Annotated in this window: 17 protein-coding genes and 1 pseudogene; 7 read left to right on the top strand and 11 right to left on the bottom strand. The window is 73.3% G+C overall.

The features are described from left to right. The first annotated feature begins 46 nt into the window (after positions 1 to 46). Together rsmG and AC1VM9_RS07990 are read left to right on the top strand one after the other, a co-directional pair. A complete protein-coding gene (rsmG, locus tag AC1VM9_RS07995; protein ID WP_483122229.1) occupies positions 47 to 2,479 on the top strand; it encodes a 16S rRNA (guanine(527)-N(7))-methyltransferase RsmG in 2,433 nt (810 codons plus the stop codon). 296 nt (positions 2,480 to 2,775) lie between these two features. After that, entirely contained in the window at positions 2,776 to 3,912 is a 1,137-nt protein-coding gene (locus tag AC1VM9_RS07990; RefSeq protein WP_483122227.1) for a ParB/RepB/Spo0J family partition protein, read from the top strand. Between the two features lie 48 nt (positions 3,913 to 3,960). On the opposite strand, the gene AC1VM9_RS07985 is transcribed toward AC1VM9_RS07990, so the two are convergent. Further along, on the bottom strand, positions 3,961 to 5,418 hold the full coding sequence (locus tag AC1VM9_RS07985) for a hypothetical protein (protein WP_483122226.1): 1,458 nt from the start codon (positions 5,416 to 5,418) through the stop codon (positions 3,961 to 3,963). Positions 5,419 to 5,584: 166 nt separating this feature from the next. Here AC1VM9_RS07985 and AC1VM9_RS07980 point away from each other — a divergent pair, with 166 nt between their 5' ends. Then, on the top strand, positions 5,585 to 6,445 hold the full coding sequence (locus tag AC1VM9_RS07980; RefSeq protein WP_483122224.1) for an Fpg/Nei family DNA glycosylase: 861 nt from the start codon (positions 5,585 to 5,587) through the stop codon (positions 6,443 to 6,445). Positions 6,446 to 6,922: 477 nt separating this feature from the next. Here the strand turns inward: AC1VM9_RS07980 and AC1VM9_RS07975 are convergent, their stop codons facing one another. After that, complete coding sequence (locus tag AC1VM9_RS07975) at positions 6,923 to 7,246, bottom strand: DUF1905 domain-containing protein (RefSeq protein WP_481341809.1); 324 nt, start codon at positions 7,244 to 7,246, stop codon at positions 6,923 to 6,925. 61 nt (positions 7,247 to 7,307) lie between these two features. Between AC1VM9_RS07975 and AC1VM9_RS07970 the strand changes: the two genes are divergently transcribed. Both AC1VM9_RS07970 and AC1VM9_RS07965 read left to right on the top strand, forming a co-directional pair. Beyond that, positions 7,308 to 8,198, top strand: a complete 891-nt coding sequence (locus tag AC1VM9_RS07970; protein WP_483122222.1) for a metallophosphoesterase family protein — start codon at positions 7,308 to 7,310, stop codon at positions 8,196 to 8,198. A 125-nt stretch (positions 8,199 to 8,323) separates the two neighbouring features. Continuing rightward, entirely contained in the window at positions 8,324 to 9,151 is an 828-nt protein-coding gene (locus tag AC1VM9_RS07965) for an alpha/beta hydrolase (RefSeq protein WP_483122220.1), read from the top strand. 7 nt (positions 9,152 to 9,158) lie between these two features. Here the strand turns inward: AC1VM9_RS07965 and AC1VM9_RS07960 are convergent, their stop codons facing one another. Then, complete coding sequence (locus AC1VM9_RS07960) at positions 9,159 to 10,175, bottom strand: glutathione S-transferase family protein (protein WP_481341806.1); 1,017 nt, start codon at positions 10,173 to 10,175, stop codon at positions 9,159 to 9,161. Positions 10,176 to 10,263: 88 nt separating this feature from the next. Between AC1VM9_RS07960 and AC1VM9_RS07955 the strand changes: the two genes are divergently transcribed. Further along, complete coding sequence (locus AC1VM9_RS07955) at positions 10,264 to 10,986, top strand: GNAT family N-acetyltransferase (RefSeq protein WP_481346298.1); 723 nt, start codon at positions 10,264 to 10,266, stop codon at positions 10,984 to 10,986. On the opposite strand, the gene AC1VM9_RS07950 is transcribed toward AC1VM9_RS07955, so the two are convergent. The 8 genes and pseudogenes from AC1VM9_RS07950 to AC1VM9_RS07915 all read right to left on the bottom strand — a co-directional run bounded on the left by AC1VM9_RS07950 (position 10,963) and on the right by AC1VM9_RS07915 (position 20,506). Beyond that, positions 10,963 to 12,183 (bottom strand): N-acetylmuramoyl-L-alanine amidase, encoded by a 1,221-nt coding sequence (locus AC1VM9_RS07950; protein ID WP_481341803.1) that lies wholly within the window; start codon positions 12,181 to 12,183, stop codon positions 10,963 to 10,965. The two genes, AC1VM9_RS07955 and AC1VM9_RS07950, sit on opposite strands and share 24 nt — an antisense overlap. A 150-nt stretch (positions 12,184 to 12,333) precedes the next feature. Continuing rightward, positions 12,334 to 12,658, bottom strand: a pseudogene (gene trxA / locus AC1VM9_RS07945) (thioredoxin). Between the two features lie 93 nt (positions 12,659 to 12,751). Next, positions 12,752 to 13,786 (bottom strand): thioredoxin-disulfide reductase, encoded by a 1,035-nt coding sequence (trxB, locus tag AC1VM9_RS07940; RefSeq protein ID WP_481341802.1) that lies wholly within the window; start codon positions 13,784 to 13,786, stop codon positions 12,752 to 12,754. Positions 13,787 to 13,925: 139 nt separating this feature from the next. Next, positions 13,926 to 14,726, bottom strand: a complete 801-nt coding sequence (locus tag AC1VM9_RS07935; RefSeq protein ID WP_483122216.1) for a hypothetical protein — start codon at positions 14,724 to 14,726, stop codon at positions 13,926 to 13,928. Between the two features lie 209 nt (positions 14,727 to 14,935). Then, complete coding sequence (gene sigM / locus AC1VM9_RS07930; RefSeq protein ID WP_483122215.1) at positions 14,936 to 15,475, bottom strand: RNA polymerase sigma factor SigM; 540 nt, start codon at positions 15,473 to 15,475, stop codon at positions 14,936 to 14,938. A gap of 1 nt (position 15,476) precedes the next feature. Next, positions 15,477 to 17,507, bottom strand: coding sequence for a protein kinase family protein (locus tag AC1VM9_RS07925; RefSeq protein ID WP_483122213.1), 2,031 nt, complete (start codon positions 17,505 to 17,507; stop codon positions 15,477 to 15,479). A 129-nt stretch (positions 17,508 to 17,636) separates the two neighbouring features. Then, positions 17,637 to 20,024 (bottom strand): DUF6049 family protein, encoded by a 2,388-nt coding sequence (locus AC1VM9_RS07920; RefSeq protein WP_483122211.1) that lies wholly within the window; start codon positions 20,022 to 20,024, stop codon positions 17,637 to 17,639. Continuing rightward, positions 20,021 to 20,506, bottom strand: a complete 486-nt coding sequence (locus tag AC1VM9_RS07915; protein ID WP_076263003.1) for an NUDIX hydrolase — start codon at positions 20,504 to 20,506, stop codon at positions 20,021 to 20,023. Before AC1VM9_RS07915 ends, AC1VM9_RS07920 begins: the two co-directional genes overlap by 4 nt. Positions 20,507 to 20,614: 108 nt before the next feature. Here AC1VM9_RS07915 and AC1VM9_RS07910 point away from each other — a divergent pair, with 108 nt between their 5' ends. After that, positions 20,615 to 22,102 (top strand): CCA tRNA nucleotidyltransferase, encoded by a 1,488-nt coding sequence (locus AC1VM9_RS07910; protein WP_481345401.1) that lies wholly within the window; start codon positions 20,615 to 20,617, stop codon positions 22,100 to 22,102. Positions 22,103 to 22,193: the final 91 nt, after the last annotated feature.

Below are 22,193 nucleotides of genomic sequence, written 5' to 3'. Positions count from 1 at the left end.
GGGACGCGTCGAGCGTCCGCCGGCGACGGAGGGCGAGGAGCACGGCGTGGGTGACGAGGAGCTCGGGACGAGCGGACCACCGGCCACCCCGGGCATCGCCGCAGCGGTGTTCGGAGCGCGACTCGAGCTCGCCGAGGAGTTCGTGGCCGTGCTTGCCGACACCGGCATCAGCCACGGGCTCATCGGGCCGCGGGAGGCTCCGCGCCTGTGGGACCGGCACGTCCTCAACTGCGCAGTGGTGCACACTGCCATCCCCGTGCGTGACGCCGGCGGTCAAGAGGTCATCGACGTCGGGTCCGGCGCCGGCCTGCCCGGGCTCGCCCTCGCCATCGCCCGTCCCGACCTGCACCTGCACCTCGTCGAGCCGCTGGCCCGACGGACGGGCTGGCTCTCCGGCACCATCGCCCACCTCGGCCTCGACAACGTCACCGTGCACACGGCCCGCGCCGAGGCGCTGTGGGACGTGGTCCGCGCGCCGTGGGTCACGGCGCGGGCCGTGTCGGGCATCCTCCAGCTCGCGGAGTGGACGCTCCCGCTGCTGGCGCCGCACGGGAGCGTCCTCGCCCTGAAAGGCCTGCGGGCGAGGGGGAGCTCGACGAGAGCCGGACGGCTCTGGTGCGTCTCGGTGTCGTCGACGCGGCCGTCGAGGAGTACGGCGCGGGGGTCCTTGACGAACCGACGATCGTGCTGCGCGCGACGATCGGGGAGGCGGTGGATCGGCGCAAGTTCCGCTCGCGAGCACCGAGCAGCGCCGGTTCCGCGCGTCGGCGGGGCGATCGGCCACGTGGTTCGCGGCGCACCGGCCCGGCGTCGAGCAGACGTCGGCCGCATCAGACATGATCGTGTCGAGACCTTTCCGGCGGTGGACGGGCAGACGTCCCCGTTCTCATCACCACCGCCTCCGCACGCGATCCCCGGAGGTGCACTCCCCGTGACGATGTCGACGAACCTGGGGTGGCCCAGCGAACCCGAACCGTCGCCGGAGCACCGTCACCTGGGTTGGCTCGCGCGCAGGCTCGCTGTTTCACGTGAAACAGACCACGCACCGGCGGTCGGCGCAGGGTCGAGGAGCGACGACGTGGGGGAAGCTCCTACGGCGGTGGTCGTCGACGCGACGCTCGCCACCCCGGTGCGCGACGAGGAGGGAACGCCGGCCGCCGAAGGCTCTTCGGCTCCGACGACCGGGCGGTCGGACGTCGACCGGGCCGAGCCGGGAGCCGCGGAGGCCCTCGAGGAGCAGCCCACCGACGCATCGGTCCCCGGGCGAGCAGTCGTCGGCTCCGGTGCCGGTGCCGCGGCCCAGCAGACCACAGCCGTGGAGGTTCTGGCGTCCGAGCCGGCCCCGACGGAACCACAGGACGAGGTGCCAGCAGCACCTGAGGCCGAGCACCCCGAGGCCCTCGGGCCGCCCAGCCAGACCGATGACGAGGAAGACCGACCTGTGGACAATGCGGTGGATGACCCGCCCGAGAACACGCTCTCCACGCAGGAACCCGGCCTGTCCGCGGCTGGGGACAACGCTGTGGACGAGAGCGCCCGGCACCGTGCCTACGCCGAGGGGCTCGCCGAGCGGGAGGCCCTCGTGGCTGCCCTGCCGGCCGCCGACGCGGACACGCCGCTGGCCCGCGAGCTCGCCGACAACGCACGGCGTCGCATCCAGCTGACGGGTCGGCCGTTCCCGAAGCCAGCCGCACCTCGCGTCCTCACCGTCGCCAACCAGAAGGGCGGCGTCGGCAAGACGACGACCACGGTGAACATCGCCGCGGCCCTCGCCCAGTCCGGTCTCACGGTTCTCGTCATCGACCTGGACCCGCAGGGCAACGCGAGCACCGCCCTCGGCATCGACCACCACGCCGAGGTGCCCTCGATCTACGACGTGCTCGTCGACGGCAAGCCGCTGCTCGATGTCGTGCAGCCGTGCACCACCGTCGAGGGGCTCTACTGCGCACCGGCGACGATCGACCTCGCCGGTGCCGAGATCGAGCTCGTCTCCCTCGTCGCCCGCGAGTCGCGGCTGCACAAGGCGATCGGGGCCGCCGGGGAGCAGGGCCACGGCTACGACTACATCCTCATCGACTGCCCCCCGAGCCTCGGTCTGCTCACCGTCAACGCCATGGTGGCCGCGAGCGAGGTCTTCATCCCGATCCAGTGCGAGTACTACGCCCTCGAGGGCCTGTCGCAGCTGCTCAAGAACATCGAGCTGGTCCGGGCTCACCTCAACCCGCCGCTGCACGTCTCGACGATCCTGCTGACGATGTACGACGGGCGCACCCGCCTCTCGGCCCAGGTCGCCGAAGAGGTCCGTGAGCACTTCCCGGAGCAGGTCCTGCGCACCACGGTGCCCCGGTCGGTCCGCGTCTCGGAGGCGCCGAGCTTCGGCGAGACGGTCCTGACGTACGACCCCACGAGCAGCGGCGCCCTGGCCTACCTGGAGGCGGCGGGGGAGATCGCCGACCGCGGCGCCGACGGCCGAAGCTGACCCGCCTGCGACCTCTCCAAGGCCGTGCTCCTTCCGTTTCACGTGAAACACGGGTGCTTCCGGGTGCCGCAGGCCTCATGCGTCGCCACAGGTCTCACTCCTGTTTCACGTGAAACAGGAAGCGTCCCAAGCGACTGCCTCGTGCCATCGGCACCGTCCGGGCTCCCGCGGGCGGGTGCGTTTCACGTGAAACGCCCAATTCGGCGCGACGTGCCGCCTGCACGTGTCCCCACAGCGATGCACCTAGACTGACCGCGGGCGCGACGGCCGCGCCCGACATGGTCTGAGGATGTGGAATGGCGGAGAAGCGTCGGGCACTGGGTCGGGGTCTGGGAGCACTCATCCCGAGCGCACCGAGCGGGGGGACGGGCCGGCCCGTCGACGTCTTCTTCCCCGAGCAGAAGCGTGACGAGAACGGCGGCGGAGCGGTCGCCGTCGCCGTTGCAGAGACCGACGAGACCACGGAAGCCGCCGAGACCACGGGGACCGGCAGCCCCGCCCAGCGGCCTGGCGCGACCGGTGACGCGGCGCCGCCCAGCCAGCAGGTGACGGAACCGACCCCCTCCGAGGCCGACACCACGGGTTCGCAGCTCGCGGTCGTTCCCGGCGCGGAGTTCGCAGAGCTCGACATCGACTCGATCCGGCCCAACCCCCGCCAGCCGCGGACGGTCTTCGACGAGGACCACATGGGCGAGCTCGTCCACTCGATCCGCGAGATCGGGGTGCTGCAGCCTGTCGTCGTGCGTCGCATCCCCGAGGAGCAGCTCGCCGAGGCCGACGGCAAGCGTTTCGAGCTCATCATGGGCGAGCGTCGCTGGCGCGCGTCGCAGCAGGCCGAGCAGGCGACGATCCCGGCCATCATCAAGGACACGAGCGACGACGACCTGCTGCGCGACGCCCTCCTCGAGAACCTGCACCGCAGCCAGCTCAACCCGCTCGAGGAAGCGGCCGCCTACCAGCAGCTGCTCGACGACTTCGGCTGCTCCCACGAGGAGCTGGCGACCCGCATCGGCCGGTCACGGCCACAGATCTCCAACACGCTGCGGCTGCTGAGGCTGCCCCCGCTCGTCCAGCGCCGCGTCGCAGCCGGTGTCCTCAGTGCCGGCCACGCCCGGGCGCTGCTCGGGCTTCCCGACGGCGCCTCGATGGAACGCATGGCTCAGCGCATCGTCGCCGAAGGCCTCTCGGTGCGCACGGTGGAGGAGCTCGTCGCGCTCGGTGAGGGCGGACAGGCGCCGAAGCCGCGCCGGCCGCGCGCCGGCTCGCGGCATCCGCAGCTCGACGAGTACACCTCCGGCCTGGCCGACCACCTCGAGACGCGCGTGGCCATCGCGCTCGGCCAACGCAAGGGCAAGATCACCGTCGAGTTCGCCTCGATCGAGGACCTGCGTCGCATCATGGGACTCATGGGCATCGAGGGAAACCACCGCTGAGAGCTCGCCGTCACCCGCGCCGGGGATGACGGCAACCGGCTGCGGTACTCAGAGCCAGGTGGCCGGCCTCGGGACGACCACGCCGATGGCATCCCCGACCTGGACCACGGGTCCGGACCCCACGCGGGCCGCCAGCTCGGAGCACTGGCTCCCGGCGCACCAGTGCGTGACGACGCCGGCGTACTCGTACAGCATCATCTGCACCGTACCGACCGTGATACCCCCCGCGGCGGTTCGACGCTGCGCAGGGTTCTGGTACAGGACCACGTCGCGCAGGCCGGTGCGTTGCTGTGCGGCCACCACGGCATCGACGATCGCGGCGTACTCACGCCGCGTCTGCTGGTGGGCCGAGACGTCCGATCGCCACTGGACCAGTCCGGCGACCGACAACGCGACGAGGAGGACGAGGCCGACCCGCCGGGGCCACCTCACGCTGGACAGGAGCAGGCCGGCCGGCACGACGGCGAGCAACCAGCCCCAGAGCAAACCCCGGGGATTGGTGGTGACCCCGGTGACGAGGGTCTGGGCTCCGCCGAGGGCGATGACGAGGACGAGACCGGTGAGGACGCGCAGCCACGCCCCCCGCGTCCGGGGGTCGAGGAGGGCGACGATCCCGGCGACCGCCCCGAGGACGAGCGAGGGCGGGCCGAGCGCCTTGGCCAGTCCTTTCAGGTCGACGAGGTAGCGGTGCGCGTTGACGACGAGGGCGTGCAGGCTGTGCGCAGCGTTCGGGTGGCGCCAGGCCGATATGCGAACTCCGAAGTGGCGGAAGGCGATCCAGTTCAAGGTGTAGATCGTCAGGATGCCGATCCCGTAGACGACGACGAAGAGTGCGCAGGCGGCAAGGGTCGTTCGCCAGGAGCGTCGGCGCAGGTGGACGAGCGCGGCGACGAGGACGACGGGCGCCAGGGGCGGGTACGTCAGGACCGAGAGCACCGTCGCCACGAACCCCCAGACCACGAGGCGGCCGCGACCCACCGATGCGCGCGGAAGGGTCCACACCGCGAGGGCCGCGACGACGGCCGAGGGGGTCAGCGTCGCCGGCCAGTAGACGAGTCGCTCCCACAGGGGGGAGGCGAACACGGCCAGAGCCAGGAGGGCTGCGGCCACCCGGCCACGCACGTCGAACAGGCGCACGAAGCCGACGACGAAGGCGCCGTAGGCCACGGCGTAGAGCACCGACGCGACGACGGGCATCTCGTGCTGGCCGACGACGAGCCACCAGACGTAGTTGAGCCAGCGGCCCTCGGTGAGGTTCTTCTGCCAGACGCCGGAGCCGCCCGGGATGTGTTCCGGCAGCAGGTACGGCCAGTCGTCACGGCGGATGAACGGCGTCACGACCTGCGCCACGTACCCGCTGACGAGGACCCCGGCGACGACGGCCAGCACCGCGGCCCACGCCGGCGCCCGGTCGGAGGCTGGGGTCCCGAGCCCGGAGGCGGGATCGTCCGTCGGGTCGTCGCGCATCCGCCGCACCTGCACGGAGTCAACGGAGTCAGTCGCCATGGTCCCCTCGTTCCCGGAAGCCGCCGGCGACTGCTGTTCCCCCGGTGGCAACGATACGGTAGCCGCGGACGCTCGGCGAGCCGTCCCCGCGTCGCCGACCGCGCCGCGGTCGACGACGCGCCCGGTCGTCCGAGACACCCGTCCCCCTACCCGACCGAGGAGAGCCGTGCCCGAGGGCCATACGATCCACGCCCTCGCAGCCCGCCTGGAGCGCGCGTTCGCCGACCGCGTCGTCGCCGCCTCGAGTCCGCAGGGGCGGTTCGCGGCCGATGCCGCCCGGCTCGACGGCCAGCAGCTGCACGGGGCGCGGGCCCACGGCAAGCACCTCTTCGTCGACCTCGGACCGGAGACGCTTCACGTCCACCTCGGCCTCATCGGCACGTTCCCAGTGCGACCGGCCGGGCCCGACGGAGTGCCGGCGCCGCTGCCGACGATACGGCTTCGCCTGGAGACCGACGCCCACTACGCCGACCTGCGGGGGCCCATGACGTGCACCGTCGTCGACGCGCGCCGGGAACGTGAGATCGTCGGCACGCTCGGCCCGGACCCGCTGCGTCGCCGGCAGCAGCCCCAGCGGGCACTTCAGCGAATCCGCAAGAGCCGCAAGGGGATCGGCGAACTCCTGATGGACCAGTCGGTCGTCGCCGGGGTCGGCAACGTGTACCGGTGCGAGGTGCTGCACCGGCAGGCGATCGACCCGATGACGCCCGGTCGAGAGCTGTCGAGCGGGGCTTGGGAGGCCCTCTGGGAGGACCTCGTCCTCCTCATGCCGCTGGGGGTGACGTTCTCGCAGATCCTGACGATGCAGGACCAGGTCGACGCCGCTCGCCGGCTCCGACGCAGCGGTCGGGCGCGAGCCATCACGGAGTCGCTGACCGGCGAGCGTCTCGGTGACCACTTCGAACGTCGCTTCCTCGTCTACCAGCGCACCGGGTTGCCGTGCCCCAGGTGCGGGGCACCCGTGCGGGACCGCACCGTCGCCGGGCGGACGCTGTACTGGTGTCCCGAGTGCCAGGTGCGCCGCTGACGCCTCCCCTCGACGGCCTCGACGGCCCAGTGCCTCGGTGTCCTCGACCGGGCCCTGCCACGAGCTCACCACCCGGTGAAGGAGCTCGGGCCAGGACCGGGATCTCGACGAAGTCGTGGCAGCCCAGGACCGGCAGCAGCGCGCGCGGCGGCTGCGGCATCCGTCGCAGGCCCTCCTCCTCGTCGATGAAGACCGGCGGGCCGAGCGTCAGCAGCTCGTCGCGCAGGTGCATCCGTCCGCCACCGGCGGCGCGGAGGTTGGCCAGCCAGTCGACGCGCGGCCCGTACGTCAGGGCGACGGTGACATGGTCCGCGCCGTCGAACGCCATCATCGGGACCCGGAAGACGCGCCCGGACCGCCGACCCACGTGCTCGAGCTCGACGAACCAGCCGTGCCCCGCGAGGTGGACCATCGCCTTGTTGAGGACGTCCCGGTTCAGCGTCGTGACGGCTCGGGGGATCGGCATCGGCCCGCTCCTCAGCCTGTGACGCCGTCGGTGACGAGATCCAGCCGCAACCGCACGACGTCGCCGAGCTCGACGCGCTCGGCGCGGCGCACGTGGGCCTTGACCGGGACGACGAAGCCACCGTCCTTGGGGAACAACGACGTCCGGAACTCCGTGCGTCCGAGGCGCCCCCGCACCGGTAGGCAGCCCCAGCCGTAGCTCGCGAACGACCACGCGGCGACCTCCGCCAGCTCGGGCTCGGGCACGACGACGAAGTGGAAGGGCGAGGGTCCGCGCCAGTAGACGACCTCACCGGTGAAGTCGACGTGAAAGAGCCCCTGGGCGCTTGAGGACACCCACCCAGCATCGCTCCCACCGAGCCCGATCACAACGACGGGCACCGCATACATTGGCGCCATGGTCTTCACGGGGAGCCGACCGGCACCGACGCACGTCCTCGCCCACCTGTCCGACATGCACCTCATCGCCGGTGGGGGGCTGCTGCAGGGCCACATCGACACCGTCGCCCAGCTGCGCAAGGCGCTCGAGAAGGTCGAGGCGTCGGGGGAGCGCATCGATGCCCTCGTCCTGTCCGGCGACCTCACCGACAGCGCCCAACCGGAGGCCTACGCGACGCTGCGCGAGCTCGTCGAGCCGGTGGCCGAGCGTCTCGGCGCCACGGTCGTCGTCACGGGCGGCAACCACGACGAACGGCGCCCGCTGGCGCAGGGCTGGTACGGCCTCGACACCGACGAGCCGCAGGACCGCGTCACCGTCGTCCGCGGCCTGCGGATCATCGACGTCGACTCGGCCCTGCCCGGCTTCCACCACGGTGGGTTCTCGGAGGCCCAGTACGCCTGGCTCGCAAGGGAGATCGCCACCCCGGCCGAGCACGGGACGATCCTCGTCATGCACCATCCGCCGATCACCTACCGGTCCCCGGTCATGCAGCTGCTGGACTTCGACGACCCCGACCGGCTCCGCGCGGCGCTCGAGGGCACCGACGTGCGGGCCATCCTCAGCGGCCACCTCCACGTCACGAGCTTCGGGACGCTCGGGCACATCCCGGTGCTCGTCGCCGGCGGGGTCTCGTACGTCGACGACGTCGGCGCCCCGCGCGAGCTGCTCATGGGCGTCGACGGCCCGCAGTCCTGGAACCTCGTCGAGGTGCACGCCGACCACGTCGTCGCGACGGTGGCCCCGGTGGAGCAGCACCCGACGTGGGCCAGCCTCAGCGACGCCGTGGTCGACTACATGGCAACGGTGCCCGAGGAGGAGCGTCGCACCGTCTTCTCGACGAAGCGCTGACCTCTCCACGAAGCGCGCGGAAATTTCCCGATCCACGTGTCGAGACGCCGTCGCCCCGTTCGACATGGGGATGACCGACCCAGCCGGTAGCGCGTCAGCGCGACCACCAGACCGAGGAGCCCAGCATGAGCCCGACCCCCACCTCCGTGACCGCCCTTCAGCACGCGACGTCGGCAGACGGCACGACGATCGCCTACGAGACCTACGGCAGCGGTCCCGTCGTCGCCGTCGTCGGCGGCGCCTTCTGCGACCGCGGTTCCTTCCGCGACGTGGCGCAGGCGCTCGGCGCGCTCGGCCTCACCGGCGTGACGTACGACCGGCGCGGACGCGGCGACAGCGGCGACACGCAGCCCTACGCCGTGCAGCGTGAGGTCGAGGACCTCACGGCGGTCATCGGGGCGGCGGGCGCGCCCGGGACCCCCGCCTACGCGTTCGGCGTGTCCTCCGGGGGTGCCCTCGTCATCGAGGCGGCCGCGGGCGGCGCCCCGCTCGCCAGGGCGGCGGCTCTCGAGGTGCCCTACCGCACCGAAGGCTGGCCGTCGCCGCCCCCGGACTACATCGGACGTCTCGAGCGCCTCGAGGCCGCCGGCGACCGGGAGGGCATCCTGCGGTTCTTCAACACCGAGGCCGTGGGCATGCCCGACGAGATGGTCGACGGCCTCAAGGGCACGTCGATGTGGGAGCCGATGTTGTCGATGACCTACACCGTGAAGTACGACGGCCTGTGCCTCGGTGGCGACGAGCAGGACATCCCCGCCGAGACCTTCGCGAAGGTGATCATCCCGTTCCTTTCGGTCTGCAGCAGTGGGACGCAGATGCCGTGGCTGCACGACGCGGCCCAGGTCGTCGCCCGCGCGTTGCCCGACGGCCGGGCGGTGGAGCTGCCCGGAGACTTCCACCACGTGCCCGCCGCGACGCTGGCTCCGGCGCTCGCCGACTTCTTCAGGGCCTGATCCGGCCTCAGAGCAGGGCCAGCGCCGGGTTGTGCTCGGGTGGCACCACCTCGCGCACCGGTCCCGGCGGGGTCCCGTCGCCGAACGGGGACCCGCCGAGGGCCTCGCGGCCGTGCGGCGTGGCCCAGTTCTCGAGTGCCGGGCCGAGCGGGACGACTCCGGTCGGGTTCACGTCGCGGTGCACGACGTAGTAGTGCCGCTTGATGTGCGCGAAGTCGATGGTGTCGCCGAAACCGGGGGTCTGGAAGAGGTCACGGGCGTAGGCCCACAGGACCGGCATCTCGGTCAGCTTCGAACGGTTGCACTTGAAGTGCCCGTGGTAGACCGGGTCGAACCGCACGAGGGTCGTGAAGAGGCGCACGTCCGCCTCGGTCACGTGGTCCCCGACGAGGTAGCGACGCGTCGCCAGGCGTTCCTCGAGCAGGTCGAGGTGCTGCCACAGCCGTCGGTAGGCCTTGTCGTAGGCCTCCTGGGTGCCGGCGAAGCCGCACCGGTAGACGCCGTTGTTGACGTACCGGTAGATCGGCTCGCTCACGGCCTCGATCTCGTCGGCGAGCTCGGCCGGGTAGAGGTCGGGCGCACCGTCGCGGTGCAGGTCGCGCCACTCGGTCTCGAGGTCGACGGTGATCTGCTTGAAGTCGTTGGTCACGACCTGCCCGGTGGGCACGTCGACGACCGCCGGAACCGTGATCCCGCGCGGGTAGTCCGGGTCGCGCTTGAAGTAGGCGTCCTGGATGCGGGGGATCCGCAGCACCGGGTCGAGCCCGCCGGGGTCGAGGTCGAAGGTCCAGCTGCGGCTGTCGTGGGTCGGGCCGCAGATGCCCATCGACAGGGCGTCCTCGAGCCCGAGGAGCCGGCGCACGATGATCGCCCGGTTGGCCCACGGGCAGGCGCGGGCGACGACGAGGCGGTAGCGACCGGCCTCGACCGGCCAGCCGTCGCGCCCGTCACGCGTGATCCGCGTCGTGATGTAGTTCGTGTCCCGCTTGAAGCTCTTCTCGACGTAGGTGCCCGGCTCGCTCATGCCGTCCACCCTAGGCGGAGGCCCGCGTCCGAGGGCCCTCCGCGCGTCCGGTGTCCCCGTCGTGCCGGTGGCGGGACAGAATGGGCCCATGCCCGGAACGAGGACGCGTGAGCTACGGCCGCTCACGCCCGACCGCGTCGCGGACCTCGTCGGGTCCTGTGCGCCGTGCACGTTCTGGCAGACCGTCCCGAACAACGGCCACGGTGACCCGGCCGACCCGCTCGCCCTGCTCGCGGCGTGGGTGGAGTCGGTGACGACCGACTGGGGGCCACCCGGACGCGTCGCGTACGTCGACGGCCGCCCGGTCGGGCACGTCGTCGTCGCGCCGGCCCGGCTCGTGCCGAGGCTGGCCGCCTTCCCGACGTCGCCGTCGGACCCGTCGACGCTCATGCTCGTCACGGCCGTCACCGCCGACGCGTCGGGCGGCGCGGACCTCGCCGGACGCGTCGGCAAGGGGCTGCGCAAGGCGCTCGTCCAGGCCGCCGCCAAGGAGGCCCTGCGGCACCGGGCGCGCTCGCTCGACGTCATCGCCGCACGTCCGCTCGCCGTGGACCGGCACGACTGCGTCCTCGAGGCGCGGGTGCTCGAGGACGCCGGCTTCCGCGTCGAGCGTGACCACCCGTCCTACCCCCGGCTGCGGATCGACCTGCGGACCCTCGTGACGATCCGCGACGAGGCCGCGGAGGCGGTGCGCCGCGCCCTCGCCGCGGTGCCCGCCGTACGCCCGGTTCCCGAGACGCACCCCAACGGGTCGAGCCACGCGCGGACCGCCGACGACGCGTGGGCGTCAGGTACCGGTGCGCGGGGGTGAGTCGGAGGCTCCGACGTGCTGACGACGCATGGCCTCCAGGTGGCGACGCAGGTCGTCGAGGCGCAGCACGCCCGTGCGCGCCGTGTCGGCCTCGCCGAGGTACATCCGCTGGAGCGCGACGACGACCGCCTCGGCCACGGCGTCGAGTGTGCGCGTGTCCGCCAGGGCCGCGGCGTCGCCGTCGTTGTTGAGGTAGCCGAAGTCGAGCCGCACCGCGGGCATCCGGGTGCGACGCAGCAGCGGCCACGTGCGCGCGTGCGTGCGGCAGTCGGTCAGGCCGGTGCGCGCCACGACCTCGCGCAGCAGCAGGTCGGCGAAGTGCTCGCCCGTGGTGGACCAGCCCGCGCCGTCGGCGTGGCCGTAGAAGAACGTCGCGACGCCGTGCGCCGAGCCGGTGGCGCTGTGGTCGGTGTGCAGCGACAGCACGAGGTCGGCCTCGCACGAGTTGGCGAACGCCGCACGCTCCTCGTCGGAGCCACCGTCGGTCGCCGCAGTGCGGGTGAACACGACGCTGACGCCGTGGGCCGACAGCCGTCCCTCGATGCGCCGGGCGAGGTCGAGGGCCACCTCGGCCTCGACGAGGCCGCGGTGGCCGGTCGCCCCGGCGTCGCCCGCGCCGTGGCCGGGGTCGAGGACGATGGTGCGCCCGCTCAGCGAGAAGCCGCTGCGACGGATGTGCTCGCGCTCGCGCAGGGCGTTGGCCGAGCCGCCGACGACGGAGCGGCGCAGCCCGGCGAAGGCGCGCATCGTCTCCGGACCGACGACCCCGTCGGGCACGAGGCCCACGGCAGCCTGGAAGCGCCGCACCGCGGCGTCGGTCTCGGGGCCGTGCAGGCCGTCGATCTTGCCGGGGGTGAAGCCGAGCTCGGCCAGACGCGCCTGCAGCGTCACGACGTCGTCCCCCTCGAGGAAGAACTCCGGCAGGTAGCGCAGGACGCGGTCACCGAGGCCCCAGCGTGCGCCGTCGAGGGCCGCGAACGTGGAGGGCCCGACGACGCCGTCGACGAGGAGGCCGCGCCGCTGCTGGAACGACTTGACGGCCTGCTCGACGCGCTCGTCGAAGATCGGGTCGCCGAACCGGTCGGTGTGGCCGGCTCCGCCCGACAGGTCACCGGTCACGACGAGCCGCTCACAGACCGCGGCGACGGCGGGACCGGAGTCACCTCGTCGGAGCACGACCGACGGGAGAGGGGTCATGACGGCTCCTTCCGGTGGAGGGGCCCAGGCGCGGACCGGATGCTCGAGGGACGGTGGGCACGGTGGGCACGTGGCTCGACCCATCGGGCAGCCTAGTACGCGAAGGGGGTGGCGCCGTGTCGGCGACCACCCCCTTGACGTACCCGCGCATCAGGCGATGAACTCCTCGAGCTTCCCGCAGCAGCTTCGGCTTCGGGTGCGCGCCGACGATCGTCTTGACGACCTCGCCCTTGACGTACACGTTGAGGGTCGGGATCGACACGACGCCGTAGCGGGCCGCGGTGTCGACGTTGGCGTCGGTGTCGAGCTTGACGATCTCGATCTTGTCGCCGTACTGCTCGTTGATCTCCTCGAGGATCGGGGCGACCTTGCGGCACGGGCCGCACCACGTGGCCCAGAAGTCCACGAGCACGGGCTTCTCGCTCATGAGGACGTCGTCGGCGAAGGTGGCGTCGGTGGTGTTCTTCAGTGCCATGGAGATTCCTTCTCGTGTGCGGCTGGCGAGTGGGCGGTGCGGACGGGGGCCGTGCACGGTTCGTGCACGCGGTCGGACCGGTGGTCCTCGGTGTCAGGCTCCGGCGCCGACGGTGGCACGCGGGTCGGGGATCGGACCCGCGTCGGTGTCGTCGATCGCGGCGGCCTCGGCGGCGGCCTCGGCGGGTGAGTCGGTGTCCTCGAGCGCGGCGAGGTAGTGCTCGGCGTCGAGGGCGGCGGCACAGCCCGACCCGGCCGCCGTGATGGCCTGGCGGTAGGTGTGGTCGACGAGGTCGCCCGAGGCGAAGACGCCGGGCACGTTGGTCCGCGTCGACCGGCCCTGGACGAGCACGTAGCCGGCGTCGTCGGTCTCGAGGACGCCCTTGACCAGCTCGTTGCGCGGGTCGTGGCCGATGGCGACGAACAGACCGGTGACCGCCAGCTCGCGCGTCTCGCCGGTGACCGTGTCGCGCAGCGTGACGCCGGACAGCTTGTCCTCGCCGTGGATCTCGGCGACCTCGGAGTTCCAGGCGAAGCGGATCTTGTCGTTGGCGAACGCGCGGTCGGCCATGATCTTGCTCGCGCGCAGCTCGTCGCGGCGGTGGATGATCGTGACGGTGCGCGCGAACTTCGTCAGGAAGGTCGCCTCCTCGATGGCGGAGTCGCCGCCACCGACCACGGCGATGTCCTGGTCACGGAAGAAGAAGCCGTCACACGTGGCGCACCACGAGACGCCGTGGCCGGACAGCTCCTTCTCGCGCGGGAGGCCGAGCTCGCGGTAGGCCGACCCCATCGAGAGGATGACGGCCTTCGCGCGGTGCACCCTGCCCTCGCCGTCGGTGACGGTCTTGATGTCGCCGGTGAGGTCGACGGCGGTGACGTCGTCGGTGACCAGCTCGGCGCCGAAGCGTTCGGCCTGCGCCCGCATGTTGTCCATGAGGTCGGGGCCCATGATGCCGTCGCGGAACCCGGGGAAGTTCTCGACGTCGGTCGTGTTCATCAGGGCACCACCGGCCGTCACGGCGCCCTCGAACACGAGGGGCGCCAGGTTCGCCCGCGCCGCGTACACCGCGGCCGTGTAGCCGGCGGGGCCGGAGCCGATGATGATGACGTTGCGGACGTCGGACATGGGGACTGCTCCTCGGTGACGCTGGGGGTGCTCGGATGCTCGCGCGCCGCCCCGTTCCCGGGGCGCTGCGGGCCACATGGGCCTCAACCGATCCTAGGCGGTCGTTGTTCCCGCGCCTCCCAGCCCGCGCCGGGACGGCTCAGGGCAGGGGTGTCTCGGGGTGCAGCACGCCGGGGGCCCCCGCCGAGCAGGAGCGCTCGACGACCCAGACGCGGCTCACGCCGTCGCGCGTCACGACGACCACTGCCGCCGGTCGTCCCTCGTAGGTGGCGAGGTCGGCCGACACGGCGCTCGGGGGCGGCGTGGTGGCGCCGAGTCCCTCGAGGCACGACGCGAGGCCGACCTCGGTGCCGATGGGTCCGATGGCCGGTGCCTCCGCGGCACCGGGACGCAGCGGCTGCCCCGGGTGGTCGACGAGGTCACGGGCGCGGGCGGCGAGCGTCGCGGCCGTGTAGTCGGTACCGCCGAGCTGGATGTGCACGCCGCCGGGTCGGGGGTCCCCGGGGTCGCGCGACGCGGTCGTCGTCGACGAGGCGAACCCGCCGCCGATGACCGCCGTGCTGTTCGGGCGCTTCGTCAGGTGCAGGGCCGATGCTCCGGCCGTGACGACGAGGGCTGCGGCAGCGACGGCGGCGGCCAGGTAGAGCGGCCGGGGCCGACGCGACGGCGGCCGCAGGTCGAGGACGGTGGCGTGGTCGTCGTGCGGGCCGGCCGGGGCCCGCGGGTCGGCGAGCGGCCCGCGGTCCACCCGTAGGCGGGCCTCCTCGGCGAGGGCCGTCGCGATGCGGTCGGCGACGACGCGGGGCATCGGCCCGGGGTCCGGGTCGGGCGCTGCGAGCAGCGCCCGGACGTGCTCGGCCAGCTCGTCGGGGTCGGTGTGCTCGGGGTCGGTGTGCTCGGGGTCGAGGGGCGGCTCAGGGGACTGCCTGGACTCGTCCACGGGATGGTCCTTCGTCAGGTGCGTGCAGGGGTCGGAGCGGAGGGTGACGCCGGGGGTGACGCGGTCACGGGTCCGCAGGGACGCGGCACGGGTGGCCGCACGCCGGAGCTTCGACGTGCCGACGTCGCGGCCCGGTTCCCTGCGGATCCGACCAGATGCGGGGTCGTGCCCTCCCGGTCACGCGTCGGCGGTGGGACGCTGTCCGGGCGTCAGCCCGAGGTGCTGGGCCAGGGCGGCGCGCCCCGTGCGCACCGCGACTTGATGGTGCCCTCGGCGACGCCGAGGATCTCGGCGGCCTCGGCCACGGGAACCGCATGCATGTCGACGAGGACCAATGCGGCGCGCTGGCCCTCGGGCAGCCGCTCGAGGGCCTCCCGGATGTCGAGGCGGACCACGGTGGAGGCGTGGTCGTCGTGGCGGTCGGCGAGCTCGTACTCGGGCAGCTCGGTCGTCGGCCTGCGCCGCCGGAGCCGGTCGAGGCTCGCGTTGACGACGATGCGGTGCAGCCACGTGGTGACCGCTGCCTCGCCGCGGTAGGAGGCGGCCCGGCGGAACGCGGCGATGAATCCGTCCTGCACGCAGTCGGCCGCGAGGTCGGGGTCGCGCACCGTGCGCAGCGCGACGGCCCACATCCGGTCGCGGTGCCGGCGGAACAGCTCCGCGAAGGCGTCGTCGTCGCCCTCGACGTGCAGCCGGAGCAGGTCCCGGTCGCTCCGCTCGGCGATCGGGGCGCCAGGGCCCCCGACCACGTCAGCGCACCGTCACTTCGTCGATCTGCGCGCGGTAGTGCTTGGGCGCCTCGGCGGGCGCCGCCTTGGTGATGAAGACGATGATCTTCGTCGCCTCCTGGAGGGTGCCGGAGGCCGTGATCGTCACGGTTCCCTGGGCGTCGGACTTCGAGCCGACCTCCTGCGCGCCCGAGCGGGAGTCGCCGTTCGTCGCGTAGACGGTGACGTCCTGCTCGGCCGGGAGTACGAGGGTGACCTCCTTGACCGCGGTCGGGCGGCTCAACGTCAGGATGAGGCCGAGGCCGTCCTTCTTGCCGTTGTAGTCGTCGCTGCCGTACCACCGCGACCGCCAGCCCGTGCCAGGGTCGCCGTCGAACGCCTTGTCGGCGTTCTGGTCGGCCTCGTTGCCGTCCTCCTCGTCGTAGCCCTTGCCGCTCGTGATCGAGACGGGTGCCGCGGGCGGCGCGACGGTCGAGCTCGGTGCGGCCGGGGTGCTCGAGCCGGCCTGGCTCTGCGAGGGCGGACGCGTCTTCGTCACGGTGACGGTCCTGCCGGCTCCGGTCGGGCCGTCGTGCTGGCCGATCTTCGCCACGTTCTGGATGCCGATGACGAGGCCGAGGAGCACGAGGACGCCGACGACGGCGAGGGCGATGCGCGACTGGGCCCCGCTCGGTCGCTCCGGCGCGTCGCGTCCGAACACCGGCACCGGCGGCTCGAGCCGCCCGGTCGGAGCCTCCTCGAGGGCGTCGGACAGGTGGATGTCCTCGCCGTCGAAGTCGTCGTGGCCGTTGCGCCGCTCGGCGGCTCGGGCCGCGGCCTTGTCGGCGGCCGCGCGGGCGAACGAGCCGACCTTGTCACCGATCGAGCCGGCCACACCGGCGGCGGCCGCACCCGCGGCGGCGAGGCCGGCCTGCGCGCGGGCGCTCGTGGACTCCTCACGCCCCGCCGACGCGGCGGCGCTCGACGCCTCGCCGCCTTCGTCGCTCTCGTCGCCCCCGGCTCCTTCGCCGCTCGTGCGGCCGGCGTCGGCACGGTCGAGGACGTGGGTGTGGGCGCGAGACGGGTCCGACGCGGCCAGGGCGTGCGGCAGCTCCTCCGTGCGTTCACCGACGGCGGAGGCCGCCGCGCCGAAGACCGCCCCGGCGCCCGCACCGACCGAGAGGGCCCCCGCGCCGAGGTCGTTGACGGCCGGCAGCACCCTGGTGGGCTCGAAGTCCCCACGCGTCGAGGACAGCCGGATGCCGGAGGCACCGTCGGAGGCCGGCGCCGTGGCGGGCCACGGCGCGATCTGGAGGGCGAGGTCGCCGGGCGAGACGGGCCCACGGTGGCCCCCGCCGAGGGTCATGCGACAGATGAGGTCGAGGTCGTTGGGCACGCCGACGGCGATCTCGGACGGGGCGGCGACACCACCGACGACGGTCGGCGCGGCCTCGAGACCGACGGGACCGCCGGCCGGGATGAGCCCGCCGTCGACGTCGACCATCGGCCAGCGTCCGGTCAGCCCCGCGTAGGCGATCTTGACGAGCCCGACCGCGTCGGCACGCGACGCACGCTCGTCGGACAGGCGGTCCGCGCCGGTGAGCGCGGCCTCGGTGGCCAGGCCGCGGACCTTGACGTCGCCGTCGGGCATCCGCAGGACCGAGCTCGGGGACAGGGCCAGGTGGTGCAGCCCCCGGTGGCTCGCCCTGTCGAGGGCCGTGGCGGCCTCGCCCGTGAGGCGGCGCACCTCGTCGGCGGACAGACCGCCCATCTGGAGCAGGTGGGACAGGGGGAGCGCGCCGGTCAACGGCTCCTCGACGATGAAGCCGACGCCCTGGTCGGTGCCGACGTCGAGGACGCGGACGAGCCGCGGGTCCTCGATGCCGGCGGCGCGGCGAGCGGCGTCGAGCGCGGGGGCGGCGACGGGCGAGGCGCCGGGGAAGACGACGACGACGACCTCCCGCTCGAGCGTGTGGTCGCTGGCGCGCCACCGTTCGTGGTGCGTGCCCTCGGAGGTACGCAGCGTCACGGCATAGCGGCCGCCGAGGACCGTCCCGGGTCCCACTCCCTGCACGTGCGCCACCCTCCCTCGTCGTCGTCCGGTCGGTCTCGTGTCGTCGCGTTCTGGTGCCGGCTCGTCCTCACGTCGGCGGCCGGCTCGGCGACCACGTCGGTGCGTACCCTGCCCACATCCTAGGCGGAGTCAGTCGTGATGCCCGTCTTCGAGCGCCTCGTGCGCCGCCGTGACGGCCTCGATGTCGGGGATCTCGTCGACGCGGGACGTGCCCTTGAGGACGGTGCGCACGATGCCGGCGAGCAGGACCAGGCCCACGAGGATGCCACCGACCCAGTAGATCGCGCCGTCGATGGGGTTGGCGCTCACCGCGATCTGGGCCGGGGAGCCGATGACGGTGCCGTTCGCGGTCGTGAGCCAGGCCCGGATCTCCGCCTTGCCGGCGGCGACGGCGGCGACCTCGACGGACACGTTGGTGCGCGACGACGGACCGATGGTCACCGGACCGGGGTCGCTGACGACCTGCAGGCGTGGGTTCGTCGGCGCGAGGCGCAGCCGCAGCCCGGCCACCTCGTAGTCGAGCCCGTTCTCGATCGTGATCCGCAGGACGCCGTTCTCGGCGAGGAGGTTGACGGTGCCGCGGGGCTGGACGACCTTGATGGCGCGCGTGGCCGCCCTGACGTCGGCGGTCACGGACGCCGACAGGACCACCCAGCCACGCGGCTGGTACCGCCAGCGGGCGCTCGCGAGCTCGTCGAGGACCTCGCGGTACACCCGCTCGAACTCGGCACCGTCGGCGAGCACCTCGGCTACCGACAGGAGCGTGTCGCGCTGGTCGGCCAGGTAGCCCAGACGCCGGGCGTTGAGCACCGGTCGCGGCGCGGCCGAGGCGACGGCGAGCGCCGGCTTCTCCTGCACGGTCGCCCGGTCGTCGGCGGCGTCGGTGAGCAGCGACCCCGCGTCGACGCCCTCGAGCCACGGGGCGTCCGACACGGCCGACAGGAACGCGGACAGGGCGTCGGGGTCGGGGTCGTAGGACCGGGGGGCGGTGACGAGGACCGACCGGGCCATGCCCGGGCGCTCGCCGAGGAGCACGAGCGACTCGGCGAGGAAGCGCTGCGTCGACAGGACCGCGCTGGGGTCGGTGCGGCGCGGCAGCAGGGCCGACAGCCGGGGGTCGTAGGCCAGCAGCCGAGTGCCGCCGGTGGCCAGGCGTCGGGCGCTCGGCGTGTACGGGGAGCCGCCGGTGACGGCACTGCGGTCGACGACGATGCCGGCGGCCTTCTTCACCGCCGTGCCGGCCAGCAGGGTCCGGATGCCCGCCTCTCGCCCGGCGGGCAGGAGGCCGTCGACCGGCCAGACGACGTCGCCCCGGACCGGCTGGCCGACGCGGGCCGCGACGTCCGCGCTGCGGCTGACGAGGTCGCGCACGACGGAGTTGTCCGGGTCGATGCCGACGGCGGCGGCGACGTCGGCATCGGCGTAGGGCAGCGACCAGAGGCTGCGCCCCCGCAGGTCGGCGGCCAGGGCGTCGCCGAGCCGCGCGATGTCGCGGGTGGCGGCCGTGTCGGCCGGTGAGTCGGTAGATGAGCCGGCCGGTGAGTCGGTGGGGGCGGCTGTCGGGCCGGTGGTCGACGATGACGGCGCGCCCGCCGACGGGGTGCCGGTCGGCGTGAGCGTCGGGGTGCCGGTCGGGGTGCCGGTCGGGGTGCCGGCGGGGCCGCTCGCCCCGGTCGGCGACGCGTCCGGGCCGAAGACGGAGGGGTCGACGGCGAGGGTCACGTCGGAGCCGGTCGTGCCCGCGACGATGCGGTCGACGCGCGAGCCCGCCCCGATCGCGCGTTCCCACGCCGCGAGGCGCGTGGCGTCGTCGCGGGTGAACAGGTCGGTGTCGGGGTCCAGGGTGAGCGGCAGCACCGTCGCGAGCCGCAGCGGCACGTACTCCTTGCGGTTGTTCCAGGCGAGGAAGGTGCGCGTGGCGCCGGTCGGCTCGCTCGCGCCGCGCTGGACCACCTCGACGGCGATCGGGAGGGCGGCGAAGGCCGCGCGGTCGTAGAGCCTGTCGGCAGGCACGGTGACGCTGAAGGTGCGGGTGCGTCCGGACGCGACGTCGGGCAACGTGCTCGTCGCGACGGTCCGGCCCTGTGCGGGCGTGCGGCCGCTGGCCCAGTCGTCGAGCGCGGTGCGCTGGTTGACGGTGACGTCGCCGCGCACGACCCGCACCGTCGGACCGGTGAGCGGGCCGGTCAGCGGGGCCGTGACCGAGCCGGTCACGGTGACGTCGGTCCCTGCACGAGCGACGCTCGGGCTCATCGAGTCGAGCACGACGACGGCACGGTCGCGCGACGGCGTGACGGCCGGCGAGACGCCGGCGGTCGCGGCGGTCGCGGCGGTCGGCGTCACGGCACGAGGCGCGGCCGCCGCGCGGGCGAGACCGCCGGCGCTCAGTTCCCCGACCGGGACGCCCACCGTGGTGCCGAGCGTCGCGACGACGCCGACCGCCGCCGCGAGCGACCGCACGAGACGGGCCGCGCGGCGTCCGCTCGTGCCCGGACGCCGCGACCCGCGGCGGGTCACGCGGTCCCCGCCAGCCGGTTCCACGCCGCCTGGGCGATGCGGCGCTCGTTGGGGAACGTCAGCCTGCGGTGGACCTCGTCGAGCCGCATCCACGCGACGTCGATGGCCTCGTGGTCCGGGTCGTTCTCGATGGACAGCTCGCCACCGAGGGCCTCGAGGAGGTAGTGGTGCACGAACTTGTGGACGCGCTTGGTCGACGTCGCGAACCAGTAGTCGATGGTGCCGAGCTCGACGAGCACGCGCCCGATGATGCCGGTCTCCTCGGCCACCTCGCGCATCGCGGTCTCGACGAGGGTCTCGCCGGGCTCGACGTGGCCCTTCGGCAGGCACCACTCCACGCGTCCGGCGCGGTTGCGGCGCGCGATGATGGCGATGATCGCCTGGCCGTCCCGGACGTCGACGACGATGCCTCCGGCAGAACGCTCCTCGACCGCGGGCAGCCGCCGGCCAGGGACCTGGCTCGGGATCGGCTGCGCGCTCACATCGTCACCATAACGGGGTCCGGCCCGGCGTTCCTCGTCGTCGGGACCGACGCGGCGAGGCGCCCGGACGGCTCCGGGGCACGGGCCGCGCTCACCTAGGCTGGTCCGGTGCCCGATCGACGTGACCCCGCCCCCTCGCCGCCCGTCGCCGACGCCGGGACGGCCCTGCTCCGGGGCGCCGTCGCACGCCTGGCCCCGGTCCTGCCGATGCTCACCGGGCTCGGCGAGCGGTTCGCGGCAGCGGGTCACGAGCTGGCGCTCGTCGGTGGTCCGGTCCGGGACGCCTTCCTCGGACGCGTCTCTCCCGACCTCGACCTGACGACCGACGCGCGGCCCGACGACATCCTCGGCGTCGTCCGCGGGTGGGCCGACGCCCACTGGGACATCGGTCGGGACTTCGGCACCATCGGGGTGCGCAAGGGCGCGCACGTCATCGAGATCACGACCTACCGCGCCGACACCTACGACCGCACGAGCCGCAAGCCGGAGGTGATGTTCGGCGACTCCCTCGACGGTGACCTCGTGCGCCGCGACTTCACCGTCAACGCCATGGCCGTCCGGTTGCCGGACCTCGCCTTCGTCGACGTCCACGGTGGCCTGTCCGACCTCGTCGCGCGTCGCCTCATGACGCCGGCGGCGCCCGAGGAGTCCTTCGCCGACGACCCCCTGCGGATGATGCGTGCGGCACGGTTCGCCGCGCAGCTCGGCTTCGAGGTCGCGCCGGAGGTCCGGGCGGCGATGACCGAGCGGGCCCAGACGCTGGAGATCATCTCGGCCGAGCGCGTCCGCGACGAGTTCAGCAAGCTCGTCCTCGCGCCCGACCCGCGGCTCGGGCTGGCGCTGCTCGTCGACACGGGGCTCGCGGCCGTGTTCCTGCCGGAGCTGCCGGCGCTGCGCCTCGAGGTCGACGAGCACCACCGCCACAAGGACGTCTACGAGCACACGTTGACGGTCCTCGAGCAGGCCATCGCCCTCGAGGGGCCGGCCGACGGCCCGCCGGAGTCGGTTCCCGGTCCGGACCTCGTGCTGCGCCTCGCCGCGCTGTTCCACGACATCGGCAAGCCGCCGACGCGTCGGTTCGAGAGGGGCGGCGGCGTCTCCTTCCACCACCACGAGGTCGTCGGCGCCAAGATGACGGCCAGGCGCATGAAGGCGATGCGCTTCGACAAGGACACGACCAAGCAGGTCTCGCGCCTCGTCGAGCTGCACCTGCGCTTCCACGGCTACGGCGACGGACAGTGGACCGACTCGGCCGTGCGTCGGTACGTCACCGACGCGGGCCCCCTGCTCCAGCGGCTCCACCGGCTGACCCGCTCGGACTGCACGACGCGCAACGTCCGCAAGGCGCAGCGGCTCTCGCGCGCCTACGACGACCTCGAGGCGCGCATCGAGCGGCTCGCCGCCGAGGAGGAGCTGTCCCGGGTGCGACCCGAGCTCAACGGCAACGAGATCGCCGAGGCGCTCGCCATCCGACCGGGCCCGGTTCTCGGCGAGGCCTATGACTACCTCCTGTCGGTCCGCCTCGACGACGGCCCGATCGGCAAGGACGCCGCCCGCGAGAAGCTCCTCGCCTGGTGGGCTGCCCGCGAGGGCTGACGGGAGCGGTGACGGAGGTTCACCGCGGTCGAGGCGTCGTCCGAGCATGGGTGGCCGCGCCACGAGGGCGAAGCTCCGTCATCGCTCCCGA

It is taken from the genome of Monashia sp. HAY1-11D (assembly GCF_056868035.1).
Note: the sequence above shows the minus strand (reverse complement) of the source record. Positions and strands in the feature narration are given on the sequence as shown.

Bases quoted from the DNA above. Each gene is read 5' to 3' on its own strand.
- AC1VM9_RS07955 (WP_481346298.1), top strand. From the start codon at position 10,264: ATGCCCGGAACGAGGACGCGTGAGCTACGGCCGCTCACGCCCGACCGC.
- AC1VM9_RS07960 (WP_481341806.1), bottom strand. From the start codon at position 10,175: ATGAGCGAGCCGGGCACCTACGTCGAGAAGAGCTTCAAGCGGGACACG.
- AC1VM9_RS07970 (WP_483122222.1), top strand. From the start codon at position 7,308: ATGGTCTTCACGGGGAGCCGACCGGCACCGACGCACGTCCTCGCCCAC.
- AC1VM9_RS07965 (WP_483122220.1), top strand. From the start codon at position 8,324: ATGAGCCCGACCCCCACCTCCGTGACCGCCCTTCAGCACGCGACGTCG.
- AC1VM9_RS07950 (WP_481341803.1), bottom strand. From the start codon at position 12,183: ATGACCCCTCTCCCGTCGGTCGTGCTCCGACGAGGTGACTCCGGTCCC.
- AC1VM9_RS07985 (WP_483122226.1), bottom strand. From the start codon at position 5,418: ATGGCGACTGACTCCGTTGACTCCGTGCAGGTGCGGCGGATGCGCGAC.
- trxB (WP_481341802.1), bottom strand. From the start codon at position 13,786: ATGTCCGACGTCCGCAACGTCATCATCATCGGCTCCGGCCCCGCCGGC.
- AC1VM9_RS07990 (WP_483122227.1), top strand. From the start codon at position 2,776: ATGGCGGAGAAGCGTCGGGCACTGGGTCGGGGTCTGGGAGCACTCATC.